Source organism: Paenibacillus sp. FSL L8-0435 (genome assembly GCF_037965655.1).
GTDB lineage: Bacteria > Bacillota > Bacilli > Paenibacillales > Paenibacillaceae > Paenibacillus.
Genome location: NZ_CP150185.1, coordinates 5707017 through 5727124, shown reverse-complemented (window position 1 = coordinate 5727124; position 20108 = coordinate 5707017). Strand labels below are relative to the sequence as shown.

General features: G+C 46.7%; 17 protein-coding genes. 12 read left to right on the top strand and 5 right to left on the bottom strand.

The genetic code is table 11. The features are described from left to right. Positions 1-432: 432 nt before the first annotated feature. Complete coding sequence (gene uvrC / locus NST33_RS25485; RefSeq protein ID WP_339305538.1) at positions 433-2523, top strand: excinuclease ABC subunit UvrC; 2091 nt, start codon at positions 433-435, stop codon at positions 2521-2523. Here the strand turns inward: uvrC and NST33_RS25480 are convergent. Beyond that, positions 2492-4189, bottom strand: a complete 1698-nt coding sequence (locus NST33_RS25480) for a type II CAAX endopeptidase family protein (RefSeq protein ID WP_221821004.1) — start codon at positions 4187-4189, stop codon at positions 2492-2494. The two genes, uvrC and NST33_RS25480, sit on opposite strands and share 32 nt — an antisense overlap. Before the next feature lie 424 nt (positions 4190-4613). Here NST33_RS25480 and NST33_RS25475 point away from each other — a divergent pair, with 424 nt between their 5' ends. After that, entirely contained in the window at positions 4614-5954 is a 1341-nt protein-coding gene (locus NST33_RS25475) for a TrkH family potassium uptake protein (RefSeq protein ID WP_339179093.1), read from the top strand. Positions 5955-6008: 54 nt separating this feature from the next. After that, a complete protein-coding gene (locus tag NST33_RS25470; protein WP_017692455.1) occupies positions 6009-6680 on the top strand; it encodes a TrkA family potassium uptake protein in 672 nt (223 codons plus the stop codon). Between the two features lie 61 nt (positions 6681-6741). Here the strand turns inward: NST33_RS25470 and NST33_RS25465 are convergent, their stop codons facing one another. Then, positions 6742-7665: a LysR family transcriptional regulator gene (locus NST33_RS25465; protein WP_221821003.1), complete on the bottom strand. Its 924-nt coding sequence runs from the start codon at positions 7663-7665 to the stop codon at positions 6742-6744. Positions 7666-7960: 295 nt separating this feature from the next. Here NST33_RS25465 and NST33_RS25460 point away from each other — a divergent pair, with 295 nt between their 5' ends. Continuing rightward, positions 7961-8629, top strand: coding sequence for a succinate dehydrogenase cytochrome b558 subunit (locus NST33_RS25460; protein WP_036605792.1), 669 nt, complete (start codon positions 7961-7963; stop codon positions 8627-8629). A 43-nt stretch (positions 8630-8672) separates the two neighbouring features. Next, positions 8673-10415, top strand: coding sequence for a succinate dehydrogenase flavoprotein subunit (gene sdhA / locus NST33_RS25455; protein WP_221821002.1), 1743 nt, complete (start codon positions 8673-8675; stop codon positions 10413-10415). Between the two features lie 331 nt (positions 10416-10746). Here the strand turns inward: sdhA and NST33_RS25450 are convergent, their stop codons facing one another. After that, positions 10747-10869 carry a hypothetical protein gene (locus tag NST33_RS25450; RefSeq protein ID WP_260632727.1) on the bottom strand — a complete coding sequence of 41 codons (123 nt, stop codon included), beginning with the start codon at positions 10867-10869 and terminating at the stop codon, positions 10747-10749. A gap of 4 nt (positions 10870-10873) precedes the next feature. Between NST33_RS25450 and sdhB the strand changes: the two genes are divergently transcribed. The 4 genes from sdhB to NST33_RS25430 all read left to right on the top strand — a co-directional run bounded on the left by sdhB (position 10874) and on the right by NST33_RS25430 (position 14378). Then, positions 10874-11638, top strand: a complete 765-nt coding sequence (gene sdhB / locus NST33_RS25445; protein WP_036605794.1) for a succinate dehydrogenase iron-sulfur subunit — start codon at positions 10874-10876, stop codon at positions 11636-11638. 175 nt (positions 11639-11813) lie between these two features. Further along, positions 11814-12788 carry a metallophosphoesterase gene (locus tag NST33_RS25440; protein WP_221821001.1) on the top strand — a complete coding sequence of 325 codons (975 nt, stop codon included), beginning with the start codon at positions 11814-11816 and terminating at the stop codon, positions 12786-12788. A 57-nt stretch (positions 12789-12845) separates the two neighbouring features. Continuing rightward, a complete protein-coding gene (locus tag NST33_RS25435; RefSeq protein ID WP_221821000.1) occupies positions 12846-13577 on the top strand; it encodes a metallophosphoesterase family protein in 732 nt (243 codons plus the stop codon). A gap of 168 nt (positions 13578-13745) precedes the next feature. Further along, on the top strand, positions 13746-14378 hold the full coding sequence (locus tag NST33_RS25430) for a GNAT family N-acetyltransferase (RefSeq protein ID WP_221820999.1): 633 nt from the start codon (positions 13746-13748) through the stop codon (positions 14376-14378). 445 nt (positions 14379-14823) lie between these two features. Here NST33_RS25430 and NST33_RS25425 read toward each other — a convergent pair whose 3' ends face one another. Beyond that, complete coding sequence (locus NST33_RS25425) at positions 14824-15633, bottom strand: histidinol-phosphatase (protein WP_221820998.1); 810 nt, start codon at positions 15631-15633, stop codon at positions 14824-14826. Between the two features lie 30 nt (positions 15634-15663). Continuing rightward, positions 15664-16566, bottom strand: coding sequence for a LysR family transcriptional regulator (locus NST33_RS25420; RefSeq protein ID WP_036605798.1), 903 nt, complete (start codon positions 16564-16566; stop codon positions 15664-15666). 457 nt (positions 16567-17023) lie between these two features. Here NST33_RS25420 and NST33_RS25415 point away from each other — a divergent pair, with 457 nt between their 5' ends. The 3 genes from NST33_RS25415 (at position 17024) to NST33_RS25405 (ending at position 20082) form a co-directional block, all read left to right on the top strand. Further along, on the top strand, positions 17024-17482 hold the full coding sequence (locus tag NST33_RS25415) for a chemotaxis protein CheX (RefSeq protein WP_211082998.1): 459 nt from the start codon (positions 17024-17026) through the stop codon (positions 17480-17482). Between the two features lie 56 nt (positions 17483-17538). Continuing rightward, the gene (locus NST33_RS25410) at positions 17539-18312 is read left to right on the top strand and encodes an SDR family oxidoreductase (protein ID WP_221820997.1); all 774 of its coding nucleotides are present in this window, start codon (positions 17539-17541) and stop codon (positions 18310-18312) included. 396 nt (positions 18313-18708) lie between these two features. Then, positions 18709-20082, top strand: a complete 1374-nt coding sequence (locus NST33_RS25405; RefSeq protein WP_221820996.1) for a DEAD/DEAH box helicase — start codon at positions 18709-18711, stop codon at positions 20080-20082. Positions 20083-20108: the final 26 nt, after the last annotated feature.

Below are 20108 nucleotides of genomic sequence, written 5' to 3'. Positions count from 1 at the left end.
GGGGCGTTTTGCGTCGAATACCTTTATAGAGGACAATATAAAGTATATATTTTTTACACTTGAATGTAGAGTACAGAACCGATCTGGAGAAGCGAAGTGCTCGCGTTTATCCCGGATTCATCTCTGATATAGTTGGAACTATGTATTTACACAGTAACGGAGAGGACAGAAAAAACCTGAAGAAGCGAAGCGTTCCCCTTTATCAACAGATTTTTCCCTTGAGAAAAGGGAATGAAAAAAATCTGGGGATAACAGGGATTGGAAGGTTGTTCTGTCATCGTAGTGTCAGTGTGAATTATCTTTAGTTTCTTCTTATAGAAAAAGGTGACTCAGAGACAATACGATAACGGATTGGAAGACGGTACTGTAATCAGAATGGCTTAGTGTAACCTTTTATTTATACTTTTTTCGGGAAGGAGGATTCACCGAATTATGGATCAATTCATGAATGATTTGCAGGATCAGGAGAAGGCATTGGAGCAGATTCGCCACAAGCTCGCTTTGCTGCCAGACATGTCTGGTTGTTACCTGATGAAGAACAGTGAAGGCACCATTATCTATGTAGGTAAGGCTAAAGTGCTGAAGAACCGCGTACGCTCTTATTTTATCGGCAGTCATAATGGAAAGACTCAGCGTCTGGTGTCTGAAATCCGTGATTTTGAATATATCGTGACGGGCAGTAACATGGAAGCACTCATTCTGGAGTGTAACCTGATCAAAAAACATATGCCGCGGTATAACGTGTTGCTCAAGGATGATAAGACATTCCCATATCTTAAAATTACAAATGAAAAGCACCCCCGGCTGGAAGTAACCCGGCGTGTGCTGAAAGATAAAGCCAAATACTTCGGACCTTATCCGAACTCGTATGCGGCACACCAAACGAAAAAATTGCTTGATCGCATGTATCCACTGCGCAAATGTGGTGTAATGCCCAAAGAAGTGTGCCTGTATTATCACATGGGACAGTGTCTTGCCCCTTGTGTGAAAGAAGTGGAGAAGGAACAGTACGACCAGATTTCACAAGAGATTGGTTCATTCCTAAGCGGTGGTCACGAAGAGATTAAGAAGGATTTGCAGCGTAAGATGCAAGAGGCTGCGGAGGATCTTTATTTTGAACGGGCCAAGGAACTGCGCGACCAGGTAATCGCCATCGATGCGATGATGGAAAAACAGAAAATTACGATGGCCGATGCCAGAGACCGTGATGTATTTGGTTTTGCCATTGATAAAGGCTGGATGTGTGTCCAGATTCTATATATGCGTCAGGGTAAAATGATTGAACGTCACGTATCAACCTTCCCGTTTTACGGTGAGGCGTACAGTGATTTCATGTCCTATGTAACACAGTATTACAGCGATAATCCGGCATTGCCACAAGAGATTTTGTTGCCGGAAATGCCCAAGGATCTTGCAACAGATAACGATAGTTTGGATACGGGGTCTGTTGCTGATGGATCTGTGCCTGCCGCAGTTACGGTAGAGTTCGAGCAGACGGGACAAGGGGAGCACAGTAACGCTTCCCAGCCACTACTGGTTGCTGAGACTCGTGCAGCTTACGGAGGTTCCGCTGAGGCAGAAGGTGAACAACCTGACAGTATGCAAGAGGATGCTCCAATAACGGATACAACTGCTTCTACTGAAAAGCTTCCATCAGGACTGGAAGACCCAACTCAGGTTGCTGCTGCTTTACAGGAGTGGTTGGAGATCAAAGTGCTCATTCCGCAACGTGGATTGAAACGCCAGATGATCACTATGGCCGTGGATAACGCACGTGTGGCATTGGAAGAGAAGTTCCGTTTGATTGAGCGAAATGAAGAACGGACATCCAAAGCTGCCGAAGGGCTGGGACGTTTTATTGGATTGGATCAGCTTCACCGTATTGAAGCGTTTGATAACTCGAACATCCAGGGTACAAACCCGGTATCTGCCATGATTGTATTTACCGATGGTAAACCGGATAAGAAGGAATATCGGAAGTACAAGGTCCGGTCGGTGGAAGGGCCGGATGATTATGAAACCATGCGAGAAGTCATCCGTCGCCGTTACGAGCGGGTATTAAAAGAAAACCTGACCCAGCCTGACCTGATCGTGGTCGATGGTGGTAAGGGACAGATCTCGGCTGCGGTCGATATTTTGGAAAATGAGCTGGGGCTGTTTATTCCGGTATGTGGTCTGGTGAAGGATGCGAAGCATAAGACTTCACAGTTGATGATCGGTAATCCACCAGAAGTCATCTCCCTGCCTCGGGATAGTCAGGAATTCTACCTGTTGCAGCGGATACAGGAAGAGGTCCACCGTTTTGCGATCTCGTTCCACCGGGAACAACGTGGCAAATCGATGGTGACATCACGTTTGGATGCCATTCCGGGTATTGGAGAGAAGCGGCGTAAGTTGCTGTTGAAGCATTTTGGCTCTTTGCGCAAAATAAAAGAGGCCAGCGTCGAAGATTTCCGGCCTCTATCTATTGGTGACAAACTGGCAAATCAGATTATTGCAGCACTTCGTGATGAGGAGTCGTAACATACGGCTTCTCTTTTTGTTTTGGATTGAATTTGTAGACCACATATCCAACGATGGCCGGCAGTACAATCCAGAAGAGTCCGGCAGCCATATTCAGGGCATCGCCCATAAAGACCAAGCTGAGTCCCATCAGCAAGCTGTCGAAGATCACATGGGCAAATACAACGGCAATGAAGCCGTGACGCAGCATGATCAGACTGAACAGCAATCCAATCACCATCAGTTCAATGGGACGAGTGATTACTGGATAGATCGGATACAATGTGTGTCCAAGTGCCCAAATGATGGTTGGGATCAGACAGGCAATAAACGTGTTACGCACAATCTTTTGCATCATGCGAATGCCGAACAGTCGATAAACAGTTTCTTCACCAATACCGGCCATCCAGGCCATGATCGGGAAGAGCCAGGCATAGGTCATATTAAATGTAGATTGATCTGCTGACGTCGTTGACCATGTGCCGATGCTTCGCTCCAGAATGAAGAACAGGATGGATTGAACACCCAGTAGAATGAACGCCCACAGGTAACCAGCAACCATGCTGTGAAGTACATATTTTCCATATCCGGGTTCCTTGGCACGAGGCCATGGGTTCAGACCTATTTTACGCCACATGCCGTCACCAGCAACGAGAGACAGATAGATGGTTGCACTCATAACCAGTGTAATTCCTGCCTGCATTAACATCAGGAACGCTAACATGAAGCTGGAAAGTCCTTGTGCCTGAAAGAGTGGAATCATGTTCAGTGTACCAATTACTGAAGCTGCGAAATACACCAGCGAGAGAATGATTCCGCGTTTGAAAGATGTATGTGCTCGGGTCAGAATGCTATAGATGATTGCCAGCACGCCCAGAACAAAGGTCAGGAATGCATAGCCGCCATAAGTCATCCAATTGGCCTGACGTGTTTGATCTTTCACATAATCGGTATGGGATTCAGGGACCGAGAAGCCAGGATCGAACGATCGTACCGCACCCTCTTCAAACGTAAAGTTCAGTTCAAGCTTGGAGTCTCCGATGGCTTTTGCAGAATCTGTATACTTCAGTCCCGCTTCACCATCGCGAGTCTCCAGTTGAAGTGTAGGCACTTCATAACCGAATTCGGTCAGAACGCCAGCCGCGAGCTGTTGTTTCTCGTCCAGAGATATATTGCCTTCAGCAAGTACTTGCGATGTGGTCACTCGTCCACTAACCTGCTCCGCCTCAATGGCGGTATAGAGGGAAGAAGGCAGTTCCCGTTTGAAGCCGACTACTTTTCCTGTTTTCATATGTACGTCAACATTAAGATAACCGCCTTTGTGTTGATCAGGCAAACGAACGCGGAATACATCGTAAGGATAGCTAGTTTCCCATTTCTGGTTATAGGTATCAAGTTGTTTGGTTTTGGCCATATACCCGTAGATATCGGAATGTGTCTGGTAGGTTACCAGAGTTTTTTCATCATCATTTGGCAGTGAATAGTCATTCACAGAAGCTGCGAATGATCGTGCGGATTGCTTCGCCTGCTCCTTGGTTATGAAGGAGGTGGACGGAATTTCTGTCGTTTGTGATGAGGTAGCTGGAAAGATCTGAAATACAAAAAATAGAATCAGGCCAATCGCCGCAAGCAACCCCAGCCGCTTGAAGTTAGCCTTGAGTAGCAAAGGCTGCCCTAAGGGATTCATGTAATGGTGTTCCTCCTTAATCTAATATGGATATTAAAGTTAACATAGCACAGGGCAAGCACCGAATGCCAATGATGTAACGAAAACAGGTGTAAATCCTTGAAAATGAATGAAAAGGACCGAAAGAATCTGATCCATCCGTCGCCATATCTGAGTTCTTCCCTTTTTGGCGGAATTCGATGCTATTTACACAAAAAACGTTTTGTCTACAAACGTCGCAGCGCTTATAATTTTGAAGCAAATGTGCAATGATTCGCATGTCTTTCGCCCAACAAGGGAACGAATAGAATATATTCCAACTTCATTATATATGTCGTATTAATCTGAATCATACTTGTTTAACGTTTGGCAACAGCATTTCAAATGAAGAAGGCTCCACGGGTGTGGAGTTATTTTCATTTTAGAAGAGGTGGAAGATACTCAAGTGAAACTGAATGTTCAATGGATGCGATTATCGCCACCCCGTATTCTTGTGTTAGGATTTGCTGGCATCATATTGGTAGGTACACTATTGTTAATGCTTCCGGCATCCAACCGTAACGGTGACAGTCTTGCATTTATTGATGCGCTCTTTACAGCAACTTCGGCTGTTTGTGTCACCGGTTTGGTAGTGGTGGATACAGGGACTCATTTCTCGATGCTGGGTCAGGTTGTGATTGCGATTCTGATTCAGATTGGTGGACTGGGCTTCATGACAATGTCCACATTGGTTGCCATTGCGTTCAAACGGCGGATTTCGCTTAGAGAACGGTTGATTCTACAGGAAGCGATGAATCAGAGCACGATGGAGGGCATCGTCCGGCTGATTCGGAAAGTTGTGATCTACTCACTCATTATTGAAGGCATATGTGGCACACTGTTTGCCATCCGCTGGTCGTTCGACATGCCGGTCGGACAGGCGATCTATTATGGCTATTGGCATGCGATCTCCATGTTCAACAATGCGGGCTTTGATATGTTTGGCGATTTCCGCAGTCTGACCGGTTATGTGTATGACCCGTTGGTTAATTTTACAGCAATGTTCCTCATTGTCTCTGGCGGTATCGGTTTTGTGGTGTTGTCAGACCTGGTAGATTACCGCAAAACGCGAAAGCTGTCTCTGCACTCCAAAGTTGTACTGTTAACAACTGGATTGTTGATTGTGTTTGGTGCACTTGTCATTTTCGTATTTGAATTCAGCAATCCACGGACATTGGGTGGCCTGAACTGGGGTGGCAAAATTCTCGGTTCATTCTTCCAATCCATTACGCCGCGAACAGCAGGAGCCAATACGGTAGATATTGCGGGGCTGAGACAGGCAACACAGTTCTTTATGATCATTCTGATGTTCATTGGTGCTTCGCCGGGTTCTACCGGAGGCGGGATCAAAACAACGACATTTATGATTATGGCTGGAGCGGTCATCGCCATGATGCGTGGACGTGAAGATATCGTGTTTTTCCGCTATCGGCTCGTACAGGAACGGATTTTCAAGGCGCTTACCATTACATTGCTGGCGCTTTTGTTCATCATAGCTGTAACGATGGCACTGAGTACCACAGAAGACGCCAGTTTTATGATGATCTTATTTGAAACGACATCAGCTTTTGGTACTGTCGGATTATCGCTCGGACTGACGCTGAAGCTGACTACTTTGGGCAAACTTCTGATCTGTTTTACGATGTTTGCAGGAAGGCTTGGACCGATCACATTAGCGTATGCACTTGGGCAGAAAAAGGGTAAAGAGTTATACAGGTATCCGGAAGGCAAAATGATTATTGGATAAATCTATTATTAGTGAGTTATGAAATTGATCTGGATAAGGGGTTCGTGAAGAACAATGAAAACACAGCAGTTTGCGGTGATTGGGCTTGGGCGGTTTGGCTCCAGTCTGGCGCAGGAATTAATGGAACTCGGCTACGAGGTGCTCGGGATCGATAAAAATGAAGAAGTCGTCGAAGACATAAGTGAACTGGTCACCCATGCCGTTGTAGCTGATGCCACAGATGAGGAAGTGCTGCGCTCCCTGGGTATTCGAAATTTCGACTGTTGCATCGTAGCCATCGGGGATGATATTCAGACGAGCATTCTCACTGCCATCCTGCTGAAAGAGCTGGGTGTCAAGACGGTCGTTGCCAAGGCGATCTCCGTTCTTCACGGACGGGCACTCGACAAGCTGGGCATCGATCGTGTCGTTTATCCTGAGCGGGATATGGGCATTCGGGTTGCCCACCAGCTGGTTACCCCGAACTTGCTGGATTACATTGAATTATCCAATGATTACAGTATTGTTGAGATGAAGGTTCCCGCCTGTCTGCACAACAAAACCCTTTCAACCCTGAATGCACGCGTACGTTTTGGTTGCAGCATTGTGGCGTTACAGAAAGAAGCCGGGGTCATTATCGCTCCGACGGCATTGGACTCGCTTCAAATGGGGGATATCATGGTCATCATTGGTAATAATGCAGATATCGACCGATTTGAAGAAGAGGTTATCAGCCAGGAGAGCTGATAATTATCATAAGTTAAAATGGAAGAGCCAGGCGTTAGAGCCTGGCTGATTCAGATCAAAGCTAAGGCGTCGTAGTCCTCCGTGAGGGCAATGGCGCCTTAGCTGTAAAGAGTGCAGCCGTCTCCTTGACCCATTGTCTGGAGGTCTCGCTGAGGTCCTCTTTTTCCCCATATATCATGCAAGTTGTTCTGCGGGTCTGCTGTAATTGAGGCAAATGAACAGAAACCAGATCATTGTCCGCGAGCAATTGTGGACGAAGATATGACTTGGGCAATAGAGCAGCTGCTTTGGCGGAAGGCAGAAGTCGGATGATCGCTTCAAAGGAATCAATCTCCATGCGAATATCCGGCATCACGGCACAGCGCTGGAAGAGATCGTCCGTTAATTTGCGGTACCAGGTACCTTTGGAGAACGTGATCATCGGCAGATCCTGCAAATGCTCCATCCCGGCTTCCTTGCCGGATAAGGGGTGCGTGAGCGGTACAACCAGCTCCAGATGATCATCAAATAGCGGTACGCAGTTCAGCCCCACTTCGCTGATGGAGGAGGCGACAATGCCCACATCGGCTTTTTTGTCACGCACAAACGAGACAATCTCATGTGTTTTACCCGTCAACAGTTTCAGTTCGGCATTTGGATGTTTCTCCATAAAGGCATTGACGAGAGGTGGTAACGTAGTTTGAAGCGTCGTCAGACTGGCTCCGAGTGTAATGGCGCTCTGTTCTTCGTCTTTATACTGGGCCAGCATGGTGAGGAACTTCTGTTGCTGCTGCTTCTGTTCTACAGCGTAGGTATAGGTGAACTGGCCCACACTCGTTAACTCCAGCCGTTTGCCACGGCGGTGGAACAGTGCAACCCCGAGTTCATCCTCCAATTTGGCAATTTTACGTGAGAGTGCGGGTTGGGACAAGTTCAGTAACTTGGATGCACGGTTCAGGCTGGACTGCTCCACGACCGCTGCAAATGCATTTAACTCCTCAAACATGAACAATAACCTCTTTTCCATGAATGTGATTCTTGCCCTTGTTTAATCGTTTTCCATGTTGTATGGCCTGTAAACCCAATGTTTCACTGCTTATACCTATAGGTTATAACATTTAATAATTATATTGCAATTCCATTATAAGAAAAAAAGGAGTAACATGAACCGTGACACAAGTTGTTCACACCTGGGGAAAACGGAACAATTTGTCGAACCTTTTCAGGGAAAAGGATTCGTGTCATGATAAGTGAAATCATTTATGAAAACGTTGTATTTAGCGAAAGGGGATCGACATTTTATGAAAGGGTTTTACTCCAGAAAGCTGCACTCCTTGCTTGGCGTCATTCCGCTCAGTCTGTTTTTTGTTGAGCATTTGGTGACGAACTTCACGGCAGTTGAAGGCGGCAAAGAAGCTTTTTACGGTGCCGTTGCATTTCTGAACGGTTTGCCTCTTGTTATTGTAATTGAGGCATTACTTATCTGGCTGCCGTTGTTCTATCACGGTGTTTATGGTCTTTACATTGCCTATCAGGCCAAGCCTAACGTTGGGCGTTACGGTAATGAGCGCAACTGGCGCTACACGTTACAGAGGGTAAGCGGTATTATTACGTTTGTATTTGTCATCTGGCACGTATGGGAGACGCGAGTACAGATTGCGCTGGGTAATGTATCCCATGAAGAGATTGGCGGCGTTATACATGATGCGGTAACGAATCCGATAACCTTTGCGATATATATGATCAGTGTGGTTGCGGCGTCATATCACTTTGCCAATGGTCTGTGGTCGTTCCTCGTTAGCTGGGGAATCACAGTTGGTCCGCGTGCGCAGCGTGTATCCTCTTACGTATGTATGAGCTTGTTCGCTATTGTTTCCATCATGTTTATTGCTTCACTATTTGCTTTCCGGAGCATTGATTTCCAGACAGCTACTTCGATGATTGACGCAGTAAAAACAGTTCTAATTTAAGCATTTAGCGTATAAATGCTGACTTATAAGGGAGTGAACAGCAATGGCATCAACGAATGTAATTATTGTGGGCGGCGGTCTCGCAGGCTTGATGGCGGCGATCAAATCGGCTGAAGCCGGAGTCCATGTTCATTTATTTTCACTGGTTCCTGTTAAACGATCCCACTCTGTATGCGCACAAGGCGGCATTAACGGAGCGGTAAATACTAAGGGTGAGGGTGACTCCCCATGGGTACACTTTGACGATACGGTATACGGCGGTGACTTCCTTGCGAACCAACCTCCTGTTAAAGCGATGTGCGAAGCAGCACCTGGCATCATTCACTTGATGGACCGTATGGGCGTAATGTTCAACCGAACACCAGAAGGTTTGCTTGATTTCCGTCGTTTCGGGGGAACGAAGCATCACCGTACGGCGTTTGCCGGAGCGACAACAGGACAACAATTGCTCTATGCATTAGACGAGCAGGTACGTCGCTGGGAAGCAGCCGGACTGGTTACGAAATATGAGAACTGGGAGTTCCTGCAGGCGGTTTTGGATGATGAAGGCGTATGTCGCGGGATCGTGGCTCAGGATCTGAAAACGATGAAGGTACAGACCTTCCCGGCAGAAGCGGTTATTCTGGCGAGTGGTGGTCCGGGTATCATCTTCGGTAAAACGACCAACTCTGTAATTAACACAGGTACAGCGGCAAGTGCGGTGTATCAGCAAGGTGTAAACTACGCCAACGGGGAGTTCATTCAGATTCACCCAACAGCCATTCCAGGGGATGACAAGCTACGTCTCATGTCTGAATCCGCGCGTGGTGAAGGTGGACGGATCTGGACGTACAAAGACGGCAAACCTTGGTACTTCCTTGAAGAAAAATATCCATCCTACGGTAACCTGGTTCCACGTGATATCGCGACTCGTGAAATCTTCAGTGTCTGCGTAGACATGGGTCTGGGTGTGAACGGTGAGAACATGGTTTATCTCGATCTGTCGCACAAAGATCCGAAGGAACTGGATGTAAAACTCGGCGGAATCATTGAGATCTATGAGAAGTTCATGGGTGATGACCCGCGTAAAATCCCAATGAAAATTTTCCCGGCAGTCCACTATTCCATGGGCGGTATGTGGGTAGATTACAACCAAATGACTAACATTCCGGGGCTGTTCGCAGCTGGTGAATGTGAATATCAATACCATGGTGCGAACCGTCTGGGTGCAAACTCACTGGTATCTGCGATCTATGGTGGTATGGTGGCAGGACCAAAAGCGGCTGAATATATCAAAGGACTAAAAAAATCGTCCGCCGATATCCCATCTTCCGTATTTGAGAAACACACCAAACAACAAAGCGACAAATACGAAGGCATCTTGAAAATGCAGGGCACGGAGAATGCCTATGTCATTCATAAAGAGCTTGGCGAGTGGATGACAGCCAACATGACGGTTGTACGTTACAACGACAAGCTTGAAGCCACGATTGGCAAGATCAAGGAATTGAAAGAGCGTTATGGCAAAATCAACATGTATGACAGCTCCGGTTGGAATAACCCGAGCGCAGCATTCACTCGCCAACTGTGGAACATGATTGAATTGGCAGAAGCAATGACTCTCGGCGCACTGCTGCGTAATGAAAGCCGCGGCGCGCATTACAAACCGGAATTCACGGAACGTAATGACGAAGAGTTCCTGAAAACGACAATTGCGAGCTGGTCGAAGGAAGGCCCGAAAATCTCGTACGAGGAAGTAGACGTATCTCTGATCCCACCACGTATCCGGGATTACTCCAAGGATTAAGAAGTATCACACTATTCATGTAATGAATAGTTAAACACCTGAACGGAGAGGCAGGAGAACTTTGAAGAAGCAGAGCTTTTTCAAAGTTACTGCCATCAACGTGAGGGAAATGCCCAGAAGAAGCAAGCGCTTAGCGATGGTTCAGAACTTCAATACTGCCATCCACAATGAATTGGAGAGCAGTTTCCAGCAAAGTGACCCTGTATGCACGACGTAGCGGAGGAAGCGGAAATGCCCAGAAGAAGCGAAGCTGAAAGCTTTCTGAAAGAAAGCTACTTCGAAAGCATACTCTTCGCCTTTATCACCGGATTTTAACCCTGGGAAGGGTTGATCAAAAAAATCCGGGGATAACAGCGATCAGAGGGGCATTCCGCTGACGAAGCGTCTCCCGGGCACCAAACCAGTAACTTTGCGCATCAGCAACACCAATCATCGTCACCAGAGGAGGGGACAACGATATGGCGGAACAAGCTACAGCCAACAAAACCGTCAAGTTTATCATCACCCGTCAGGATAGCCCGGAGTCATCTTCGTACAACGAAGAATTTGAGCTTCCGTACCGTCCCAACATGAATGTGATCAGCGCCCTGATGGAGATTCAGCGGAACCCCGTCAATACAGATGGCAAATCCATTGCTCCCGTGTGCTGGGATTCCAACTGTCTCGAAGAAGTCTGCGGTGCCTGCTCTATGGTCATCAACGGCAAGCCACGTCAAGCATGTGCAGCCTTGATCGACAAGCTCGAACAGCCCGTTCGTATCGAACCGATGAAGACATTCCCGGTGGTTCGTGACTTGGTCATCGACCGTAGCCGGATGTTTAGCGCCCTGAAACGCGTAAAAGCATGGATTCCGATCGATGGTACCTATGACCTTGGTCCAGGTCCACGGATGCCTGAGAAGAAGCGTCAGTGGGCATACGAGCTGTCCAAATGCATGACATGTGGTGTATGTCTGGAAGCATGTCCGAACGTCAATGAGAAAACAGACTTTATCGGTCCAGCAGCACTGTCCCAAGTGCGTCTGTTCAATGCTCACCCTACAGGAGAGATGAACGCCGACGATCGTCTGGAAGCATTGATGGAAGACGGAGGCATTGAGGGCTGTGGTAACTCACAGAACTGCGTGCAATCCTGTCCAAAAGGCATTCCACTGACAACCTCCATTGCCGAAATGAACAAACAAACGACCAAGCATATGTTCAAACGCTGGTTGGGAGTTTAATCTCGTCATAACATGTGCAGAAGTGTAATCTGCAACTTAGAAGAAGTCGTGATCCCGTGCAGCAACATGCCGGAGATCCCGGCTTCTTTTTGTGATGAAGCAGAGGAACCGGGCTATCCATGCAGAATATGGTATACTAAGGGGATGGATTAAGAGCGTAGAAGGAGGGGGAGATATGGCAGAGACACCGCGTCAGGGCAGCAACAACTCGCCGTCCCAGCGCTCGCACAAAGCACCAGGTGCAGAAGAGTCTGTGTTTCCTGGAGAAGAAAAGGATCATGATCCCTCTCGCCGAAGTTTCTTATTGCGTATGGTTTTGATGACAGCAGGTGCCAGTTTGCTCACAGGAGGTTATGCCTGGCTTTGGGAGCCGCGTCGTCTGGAAATCAAGCAAGTGGAACTGAAACTTCCGAAGTTTCCAAAGGCATTTGACGGTTTGCGTGTAGTTCAGTTCAGTGATGCTCATCTTGGTTTTCATACTGGGGTGAAAGAGATGAAGAAGCTGGCAGCAACGATGGAGCAGTTGCAACCAGACTTGATTTGTTTTACCGGAGACATCGTCGAGAGGGAAGCAGAGCCGATGCGTGAATGTATTCCGATACTCGCCTCCATGCAAGCCAAGTATGGCAAATTTGCTGTTTTGGGGAATCATGATTATCGGGGCGGACAGCAGAATGAAGTGACAACCATGTTTCGTGAAGCCGGATTCACTTTGTTACGGAACGAACATGTGGTGATTAAACAAGGGGGCGAACGTCTGGCCATAGCTGGTCTGGATGACGCACTTACAGGCAGGCCTGATCCTGCGCAAGCCATCAAGGGATTGGATCATGATGTGTGGAAATTGTTACTTATGCATGAACCGGATTATGCCGATATTGCCACTCCCTATGGTTTCGGATTACAACTTTCCGGTCATAGTCATGGTGGACAGGTACGTTTCCCCTGGATCGGGGCACTGACAACTCCGCGAGGTTCACACAAGTATGTTCAAGGGTTGTATTACACGGATGTTCAGGGGGTATATTACACCACCCAGACACAGATGCCAGTGTATGTGAATCGTGGTTTTGGCATGACTCAACTGCCCATTCGTTTTCTGTGCAGACCAGAATTAACGGTGTTTGAGCTTAAAGGATTAACCACATAAAAGAATATAAGATGAATGTAAAACATAAAGGATTTAACATGAATGGAGGTTATCCAGATGGAACGAATTGCGATTGTATCCGACATTCATGGCAACATGACTGCCTGGGAAGCAGTGTTAGGAGATATCCGAAGTCGTGGCGTGGAGCGAATCTTTTGTCTTGGTGACCTCGTGGGCAAGGGGCCAGAACCAGTACAGGTTGTGGATCAGGTGAGAGCGACGTGTGAACTTGTTATCCGTGGCAATTGGGATGAACTGGTTGCGGTTAACCAAGACAACGAGAACTTTACGTGGCAAGCAGAGCGGCTGGGTGAGGAACGATTGGCTTACTTGGCGGGCCTACCCTTCAGTCATCAATTTCAACTGAGTGGTCGCACCATCCGTCTGGTTCATGCTTCACCTCAAAGTGTATACCATCGTGTACAGCCGTGGGACGCGATGGAAAAGAGGTTGGCAATGTTTGATCCTCCGGCTGATGAGCCTGAGCAAGGTGTTGCAGATGTTGTAGGTTATGGGGATGTGCATAACGCATACTTGCAGTATATGAACGGCAAGTTACTGTTTAATGCAGGCAGTGTTGGTAATCCACTCGATCTTCCCCAAGCTTCCTACTGTATTCTGGAGGGTGAAGACTGCAACGATAACAACACCCCATTCAATGTTCAATTTGTGCGGGTGCCTTATGATATTGAGCGAGAAGTACAGGTTGCGCAGTCGGCGAATGTTCCTGCATTGGATTTCTATATTCGTGAGATTCGTACGGGTATCTATCGTGGGCTGCAGGAGTAGTCAGCATCTGGACCTTTTAGCGTGAGAAATTGAATGATGCAATATATTAATACTAAAATGCGAATACTAAAGTTCGTGGATCAGTTCAAATGGTATTACGCCGGATCATCTTCAGAGCATGCTTGTCTTACCGGACTAGAGCCCGTTTAGGCAAAAGGAGCGATTGTCATGCTTACCCGAAAAATGCTGGTTCAAGGTCTGCCGGTTTTGTGGACAGAGCGTCTTGTCCTGCGATCATTACGTCAAAGTGATTACAGCACATTATCGGAACTCTTTTCCGATCCTCAGGTCATAAGATATGTGAATAGGGGAAGCCAGCCCACGCCAATCAGGGCGAGACGGTTATTGAACCAGATACGGAGCAGTAGTGCCAAGCTGGATTCGTTACATTATGGGATCTGCTGGAGAGGCAAGGAACAGGTGATTGGGATCACCTCATTCCAGCACTGGAATGATCAGAATGGTACCGCACAGATTGGTTATATCCTGAACAGGTCCTGTTGGGGCAAGGGTGTGGCTACCGAGGCGGTACAGCGGCTGCTGCAGTTTGGATTTGACGATCTTCATCTGGGGAGGGTGGAAGCACGTTGTTATGAGGCCAATGTATCTTCACAACGGGTGCTAAGCAAAATAGGGATGTCTTATGAGCGGTCTCTTCCCTCGTTTGGACTGCATGATGAGGATGACGAAGGATCAGAATCCCTGATGGATGTTAAAGTGTACAGTATGTACCGGGAACAATACGCCCGCCCTCTTCAGGAAAAAGACCTGCAAACCCTGGTATCTGACAAGCCGCAATGACATAGAGTAAGAGTAGTCAAACGTGAATGAATCGAACTTCAATCATTTGTTACACAATTGAAATATAGCTGCAATTGAACTCTAACAGACAGGGGGTAAACTTATCTCATGACCCCCTTTTTGATAATAGATAATGCTGTTGGGACCCGCGCGAGCGGGTTCATTTTTTTTGCCCATATAAGTTAACTGTGAAGTATTTACACTGGCCACTCCGATGACAGAATAACCCTTCGATCGCTGTTATCCCCAGATTCTTTGATTCCCTTTTGAAAAGGGTAAATCCGGGGATAAACGCGAACACTTCGTTTCTTCTGGTTATTTCTGTCCTCTCCGTTATCGTGTAAATATGTAGTTTAACTTTATATAATATTTTTTATTTAGAATTAAACCCAAAACCCCCACTGCGCTTGTTAACGCTGTGGGGGTTTCTATGTGGTCCTATATTTTACAGTGATACAACCTGCATCTGTTTCTGCTTGAAGTATACCCAGTCGGTGAATCCGATCTCCTTGAGACGTGTACGAACGTCATCCAGCTCGTCTGCAACGCGCTGTGGTTTATGAGCGTCCGATCCAAATGTCACCTTCACTCCATAATGATGGGCGCGTTCCAAAATGGCATCTGAAGGGTACCAGCCTCCGCTGAGTTTGGTTTTGCCAGATGTGTTAATCTCGATCGCTACGTTGGATTCTGCAATGACCTGCAACGTTTCATCAATAGCCTGATCAGCGATAATTTCGGAGAAAGGTGGATAATTTCCTTTCATTGCATCAATGTGTCCAAGAATCTGGAACATACCACTCTGAGCCGATTGCCGGATCAATGAATAATAACTCTCTTTCACTTCAACTTTGCGAGCATCGCTCAGTCCTTTCCACCGGGTTTTGTTGAAGATACTCACATCCTCGGTATGATGAACTGAACCGATAATATAGTCAAAAGGATACTGTCCCAGTGTGGTACGGTACAATTCTGCATAAGCAGGGAAGTAGTCGGATTCAATGCCGAGCAGTACATCGATTTTACCAGCGTACTCTTCTTTCAAAGCAAGGACTTCTTCCACATAATGCTGCAATTCCGACTTGCCCATTGCGATCCGGGGAAATGCCTGCTCAAGCTCACTGCCAAAGTATGGCGTATGATCCGAGATACCGATGGCCTGAAGTCCTGCCTTAATACCTGCCTCTATATAATCGCGGATGTTGCCGTCTGCGTGACCACAACGAAAATGATGTGTATGAAGATCAAATTTCATATGGAATCCTTCCTTTCTCATGGCTCATAGTCATTCTGAACTGATGAATTGAGTTTCCGGCATACCTTTGAGGTCACTTATGAATTGCTGCATCGCTGAATTAAGGTACCGACTGGACTTATAGATGACACCAACAGGATGACTGACCTCCAACTCACTTAAGGGTATCATTCGCAATGTACCTTGACGCAACTCATGCGCAACAGATTGTTTGGAGATGACAGCTGCTCCGAGATCAATCTCGACCATCCGTTTCACTTCTTCGCTGCTAGACAACTCCATTACAATATTAGGTTCAATGTTATGTTTCTTGAAGATGGTTTCCGTAAACCGTCGGCCTACTGTGTCAGGGGACAGCAGAATCAATGGTGTACTGCGGAGCACATCCACTGCAGCATGTTTTTTCTTCGCCAGCGGATGGGAAGGCGATACAACGAGTTCAAATGTGTCATAGTACAGCACAGATGTATTCAGGTTGGGATTACGCTCCGTGAGATAACCGATACCAATATCAACCAGACCATTCTCGACCTGGGTATAGATCTGTGATGAAGGAAGGGATTGGATACTGGTTTTGATCAGCGGGAATTGATCTTGGAAATAGGATAACACCCTTGGCAAGATCTGAATCGCAATGGAAGTTGTTGTGCCTAATACGATACGTCCCTGAGGCGTTTCATCGAGATCGGACAATTTTTGTTTCAACTCATCAACGATGTCGAGCATCCGTTCAGCGTGCTCCAGGAATACCTGTCCACGGTCTGTCAGGGTAACGGGTTGGTTCCGATCTACAAGAACGGTGCTGAATTCGTCCTCCAGACTTTTGATCTGGGCTGAGACGGCAGGCTGGGTCAGGTTCAGAAGTTCTCCCGCTTTGCGAAAGCTCATCGTTTTGGAAATGGTAATTAGTGTCTCCAGTTGGCTTATGTTCATAGGTGACCTCCTTGCAGGCAAAATAACTTGATTATGTAGTGTTTGGTGCGATGTAATCCCGTAACTGGTTATTGTTCCGTTATCTTAAATTATAGGTGATTCAGGACAGCAGAGCAATGAAGGTAATTCTCAGGATCAAAAGTAGTTCAAGAGACTGTGAAAAAAACGCGAATACAAGAATTTGATTTTTTTAACAGTTGTGAGAAAACAGTAATAAAGTCCTAAATGCCTTTTACCACGCACAATGAACGAAAATCTTTCTTCAAAAGAAGTAAAAAGCTCTGTTTATTCGCTAGAATCAGCTATAAACATTTGCCCCACGGATGACGATAAATTATAGTACACATGGTTTAACGAATTCTTAATGAATTCTTGTACGTGATAAAGTATAATAAATTTAATGAATATGGGACTTTTGGTGTGTGACCAATAACCCAGTGTGAGGGGGACATAGACAGTGAAAGCGGAAGTGATTAATCCTTTCCTGGAATCGGCACGGAACGTATTCGAACAGCTCATCCAGGTTTCGCCTTCCACCGGGAGTCTTGGCGTGAAAAACGTAGAGTACATTGCAGACCATGTCTGGATCGTGATCGGAATGACCGGACAACTTAGCGGAAACATTGTATTTGGAATCAATGAACAAGTTGCATTGAAAATTGTATCTGCGATGATGGGTGGTTTTGTCATTACAGAAATGGATGAAATGAGCAAAAGTGCGATTTCCGAACTGGGTAATATGATCAGTGGTAATGCCAGCACCATCCTGTCGAATCAGGGGGTTGTGGTCGATATTACACCTCCACAAGTAATGAAGTCCGAACACCTGACTGCATTTAGTGCAACGAAAGCACTGAGCATTCCTTTGCTGATGGACGGCATTGGTGAGATGGATATTCAGGTCATGATCTCGTAGAATAGAACCATACGCCTCAAAAGGCAATATGTGTTCAATACGGGAGGACATCACGGATGCTGAAAGATAAGGTAGTGTTTATCACAGGTGCATCGAGTGGTATCGGTGCGCTGTGTGCGCAGATGCTGATAGAAGAAGGAGCCATCCCAATTCTGGCTGCCCGTTCACGGGACAAGCTGGAAGAGATTGGTGCCTCGCTGAAAGGGCAGCATGAATTACTCACACTTGATGTTACGGATAGTGAGCAGGTTCAGGCAGCTGTGGATGCGATATTGCATAAATACGGACGAATCGACATTTTGCTGAACAACGCAGGTTACGGGAAATTCGCAGCGATGACTGAGATGTCTGTACAGGAATTCGATGAGATGATGAACGTTAATTACATGGGCATTGTCCGCTGCACCAAAGCAGTGCTTCCACAAATGCTGGAACGTGGCAAAGGTCAGATTGTGAACGTGGCCTCCATGGCTGGCAAAATTGGTACCGCCAAATCCGCTTCCTATACAGCTACGAAACATGCTGTACTCGGATTTAGTAATGCGCTGCGTCAAGAGCTTCGCAAGACTGGCGTCATGGTGACAACGATTAATCCAGGTCCGATTGATACACCATTTTTCCATCGGGCTGACCCTTCTGGCAATTATGTGAATAATGTACGCTGGATGATGTTGAAACCGGAAGACGTTGCGGGTCATATGATTCGGGCGATGAAAAAACGCAAGGAAGAAGTGAACCTGCCAAGACTTGCTTCTGCTGGCATATGGCTGTACCAGCTATTTCCTCGTCTTGCAGATCGATTGTCGCACGGTGTAATGAATCAGAAGTAAATGTGATACGAGGCATCATATACGGAATGAAAGAAAGGCTCCGCCGAGGGGCTTTTCTTTTTTTTGGCGTGTATATATACAATTCTGGAATAAGATTTGGTACACGGGCTTTTTTCGCATATAATGAAAGGTAATGTGATGACAGGCTTCGGTTTTATACAAGCAACTTATATGTTCAACTAAACTTTTTACACAATAGCGGAGAGGACAGAAATAACCTGAAGAAGTGAAGCGTGCACCTTTATCCCCGGATTTTTCCTTTTGGAAAAAAGGAATCAAAGAAATCTGGGGATAACAGTGATCGGAAGGTTGTTCTGTCCTCGTAGTGTCAGTGTAATTACTCATTAGTTGAACTTATATAACATCAAAATGAATAAATTAAAAGGATGGACATACATGACGAATCAAACATTTGCTTCAATTGGCGTGGAACAGGATCTGGAGGCCATTTTGGCGAAACATGGCATTAACGAACCTTCACCTGTACAGGCTCAGACGATCCCGGTTATTTTGGAAGGCCGTGATGTCGTATCCAAATCCCAGACGGGAACAGGAAAAACGCTGGCATATCTGCTGCCACTGTTACAATCCATCAAAATGGATATCAAAGGTACGCAGAAACTCATTATTGCACCTACGCAAGAGCTGGCGATGCAAATTGTACGTGAAGCGCAGCGTTATGCGGAAGAACGTAAGATCGGTGTATTGGGTCTAATTGGTGGTGCAGCGGCTAAACGTCAGATCGAGAAGCTGCGTGAGCATCCACAATTGGTTGTGGGTACACCGGGACGACTGAAGGAATTGATTACACTCAAAAAACTGAAAATGCACAATGTTTCCACCATTGTTATCGATGAAGCGGACCAAGTGTTCCAACTTGGCGGCGTAAGTGACGTAAACTTTGTACTCAAGAGCGCATTGCGGGACCGTCAGTTGATCTTCCTGTCAGCAACCATTGATGAGCATACGGCTGGACTCGCCAAGCGTGAGATGAAAGAGCCTGTTCAGATCGGAATTGAACCGGATCGAGCTACGGCTGCGGGCCTTGAGCATTATTATTTTGTAGAAGAAAACCGGAACAAAATTGACATGCTGCGTCGTCTGGTTAGACAGTACAATCCGGATCGGGCAATCGTATTTGTGAATGCAACCGAAGATATTGGTGAAGTTGAAGCAAAAATGAATCATCTGGGCTTGTCCGCTGCTGCGCTGTATGGGGATGCTGACAAAGTGACCCGCAGTAACGTATTGTCTGCCTTCCGTAATGGAAAACTCCAGTTGCTGATTGCCAGCGAAGTCGCTGCCAGAGGACTGGATATCGAAGGCTTGCCAATGGTCATTAACTATGACCCTGCCTTTGACTCGGAGCACTATGTTCACCGTGCAGGTCGTACAGGCCGGATGGGACGTTCGGGTATCGTTTTGTCCATTGTGGATGAAACACAGATCTTTATTATGCGTAAATTCGCACGCGAACTCGGAATTGAACTGTCAGAACGTGTACTCTTTGGTGGTAAAGTACTGGAGGCTGACCCGCGTCCGGACACGCGGCCTGAGGGACATTCGTTCTCCAGAAAACCAGGACAATCCAGAGATCGCAAACCAGGGCAGGGCAATCGTGATGGGGGAACTAGAGCTACAATCTCCAATTCGCGTCCAGCAGGTAACAAACCAACGAGTAATACAGGCCGCACGGAGCGCGACCAGGATCGTAAAAACAAAGGAGCACCCAAGTGGAGTAAAGACAAAACGCCACGCTCCGAAGAATAGAATCTGACGAAAGGGGTGCAGGGATA

Excerpts from the sequence above, each read along its gene's own strand:
- uvrC (WP_339305538.1), top strand. The coding sequence starts at position 433 with ATGGATCAATTCATGAATGATTTGCAGGATCAGGAGAAGGCATTGGAG.
- NST33_RS25480 (WP_221821004.1), bottom strand. The coding sequence starts at position 4,189 with ATGAATCCCTTAGGGCAGCCTTTGCTACTCAAGGCTAACTTCAAGCGG.
- NST33_RS25470 (WP_017692455.1), top strand. The coding sequence starts at position 6,009 with ATGAAAACACAGCAGTTTGCGGTGATTGGGCTTGGGCGGTTTGGCTCC.
- NST33_RS25465 (WP_221821003.1), bottom strand. The coding sequence starts at position 7,665 with ATGTTTGAGGAGTTAAATGCATTTGCAGCGGTCGTGGAGCAGTCCAGC.
- NST33_RS25460 (WP_036605792.1), top strand. The coding sequence starts at position 7,961 with ATGAAAGGGTTTTACTCCAGAAAGCTGCACTCCTTGCTTGGCGTCATT.
- sdhA (WP_221821002.1), top strand. The coding sequence starts at position 8,673 with ATGGCATCAACGAATGTAATTATTGTGGGCGGCGGTCTCGCAGGCTTG.
- sdhB (WP_036605794.1), top strand. The coding sequence starts at position 10,874 with ATGGCGGAACAAGCTACAGCCAACAAAACCGTCAAGTTTATCATCACC.
- NST33_RS25440 (WP_221821001.1), top strand. The coding sequence starts at position 11,814 with ATGGCAGAGACACCGCGTCAGGGCAGCAACAACTCGCCGTCCCAGCGC.
- NST33_RS25435 (WP_221821000.1), top strand. The coding sequence starts at position 12,846 with ATGGAACGAATTGCGATTGTATCCGACATTCATGGCAACATGACTGCC.
- NST33_RS25430 (WP_221820999.1), top strand. The coding sequence starts at position 13,746 with ATGCTTACCCGAAAAATGCTGGTTCAAGGTCTGCCGGTTTTGTGGACA.
- NST33_RS25425 (WP_221820998.1), bottom strand. The coding sequence starts at position 15,633 with ATGAAATTTGATCTTCATACACATCATTTTCGTTGTGGTCACGCAGAC.
- NST33_RS25420 (WP_036605798.1), bottom strand. The coding sequence starts at position 16,566 with ATGAACATAAGCCAACTGGAGACACTAATTACCATTTCCAAAACGATG.
- NST33_RS25410 (WP_221820997.1), top strand. The coding sequence starts at position 17,539 with ATGCTGAAAGATAAGGTAGTGTTTATCACAGGTGCATCGAGTGGTATC.
- NST33_RS25405 (WP_221820996.1), top strand. The coding sequence starts at position 18,709 with ATGACGAATCAAACATTTGCTTCAATTGGCGTGGAACAGGATCTGGAG.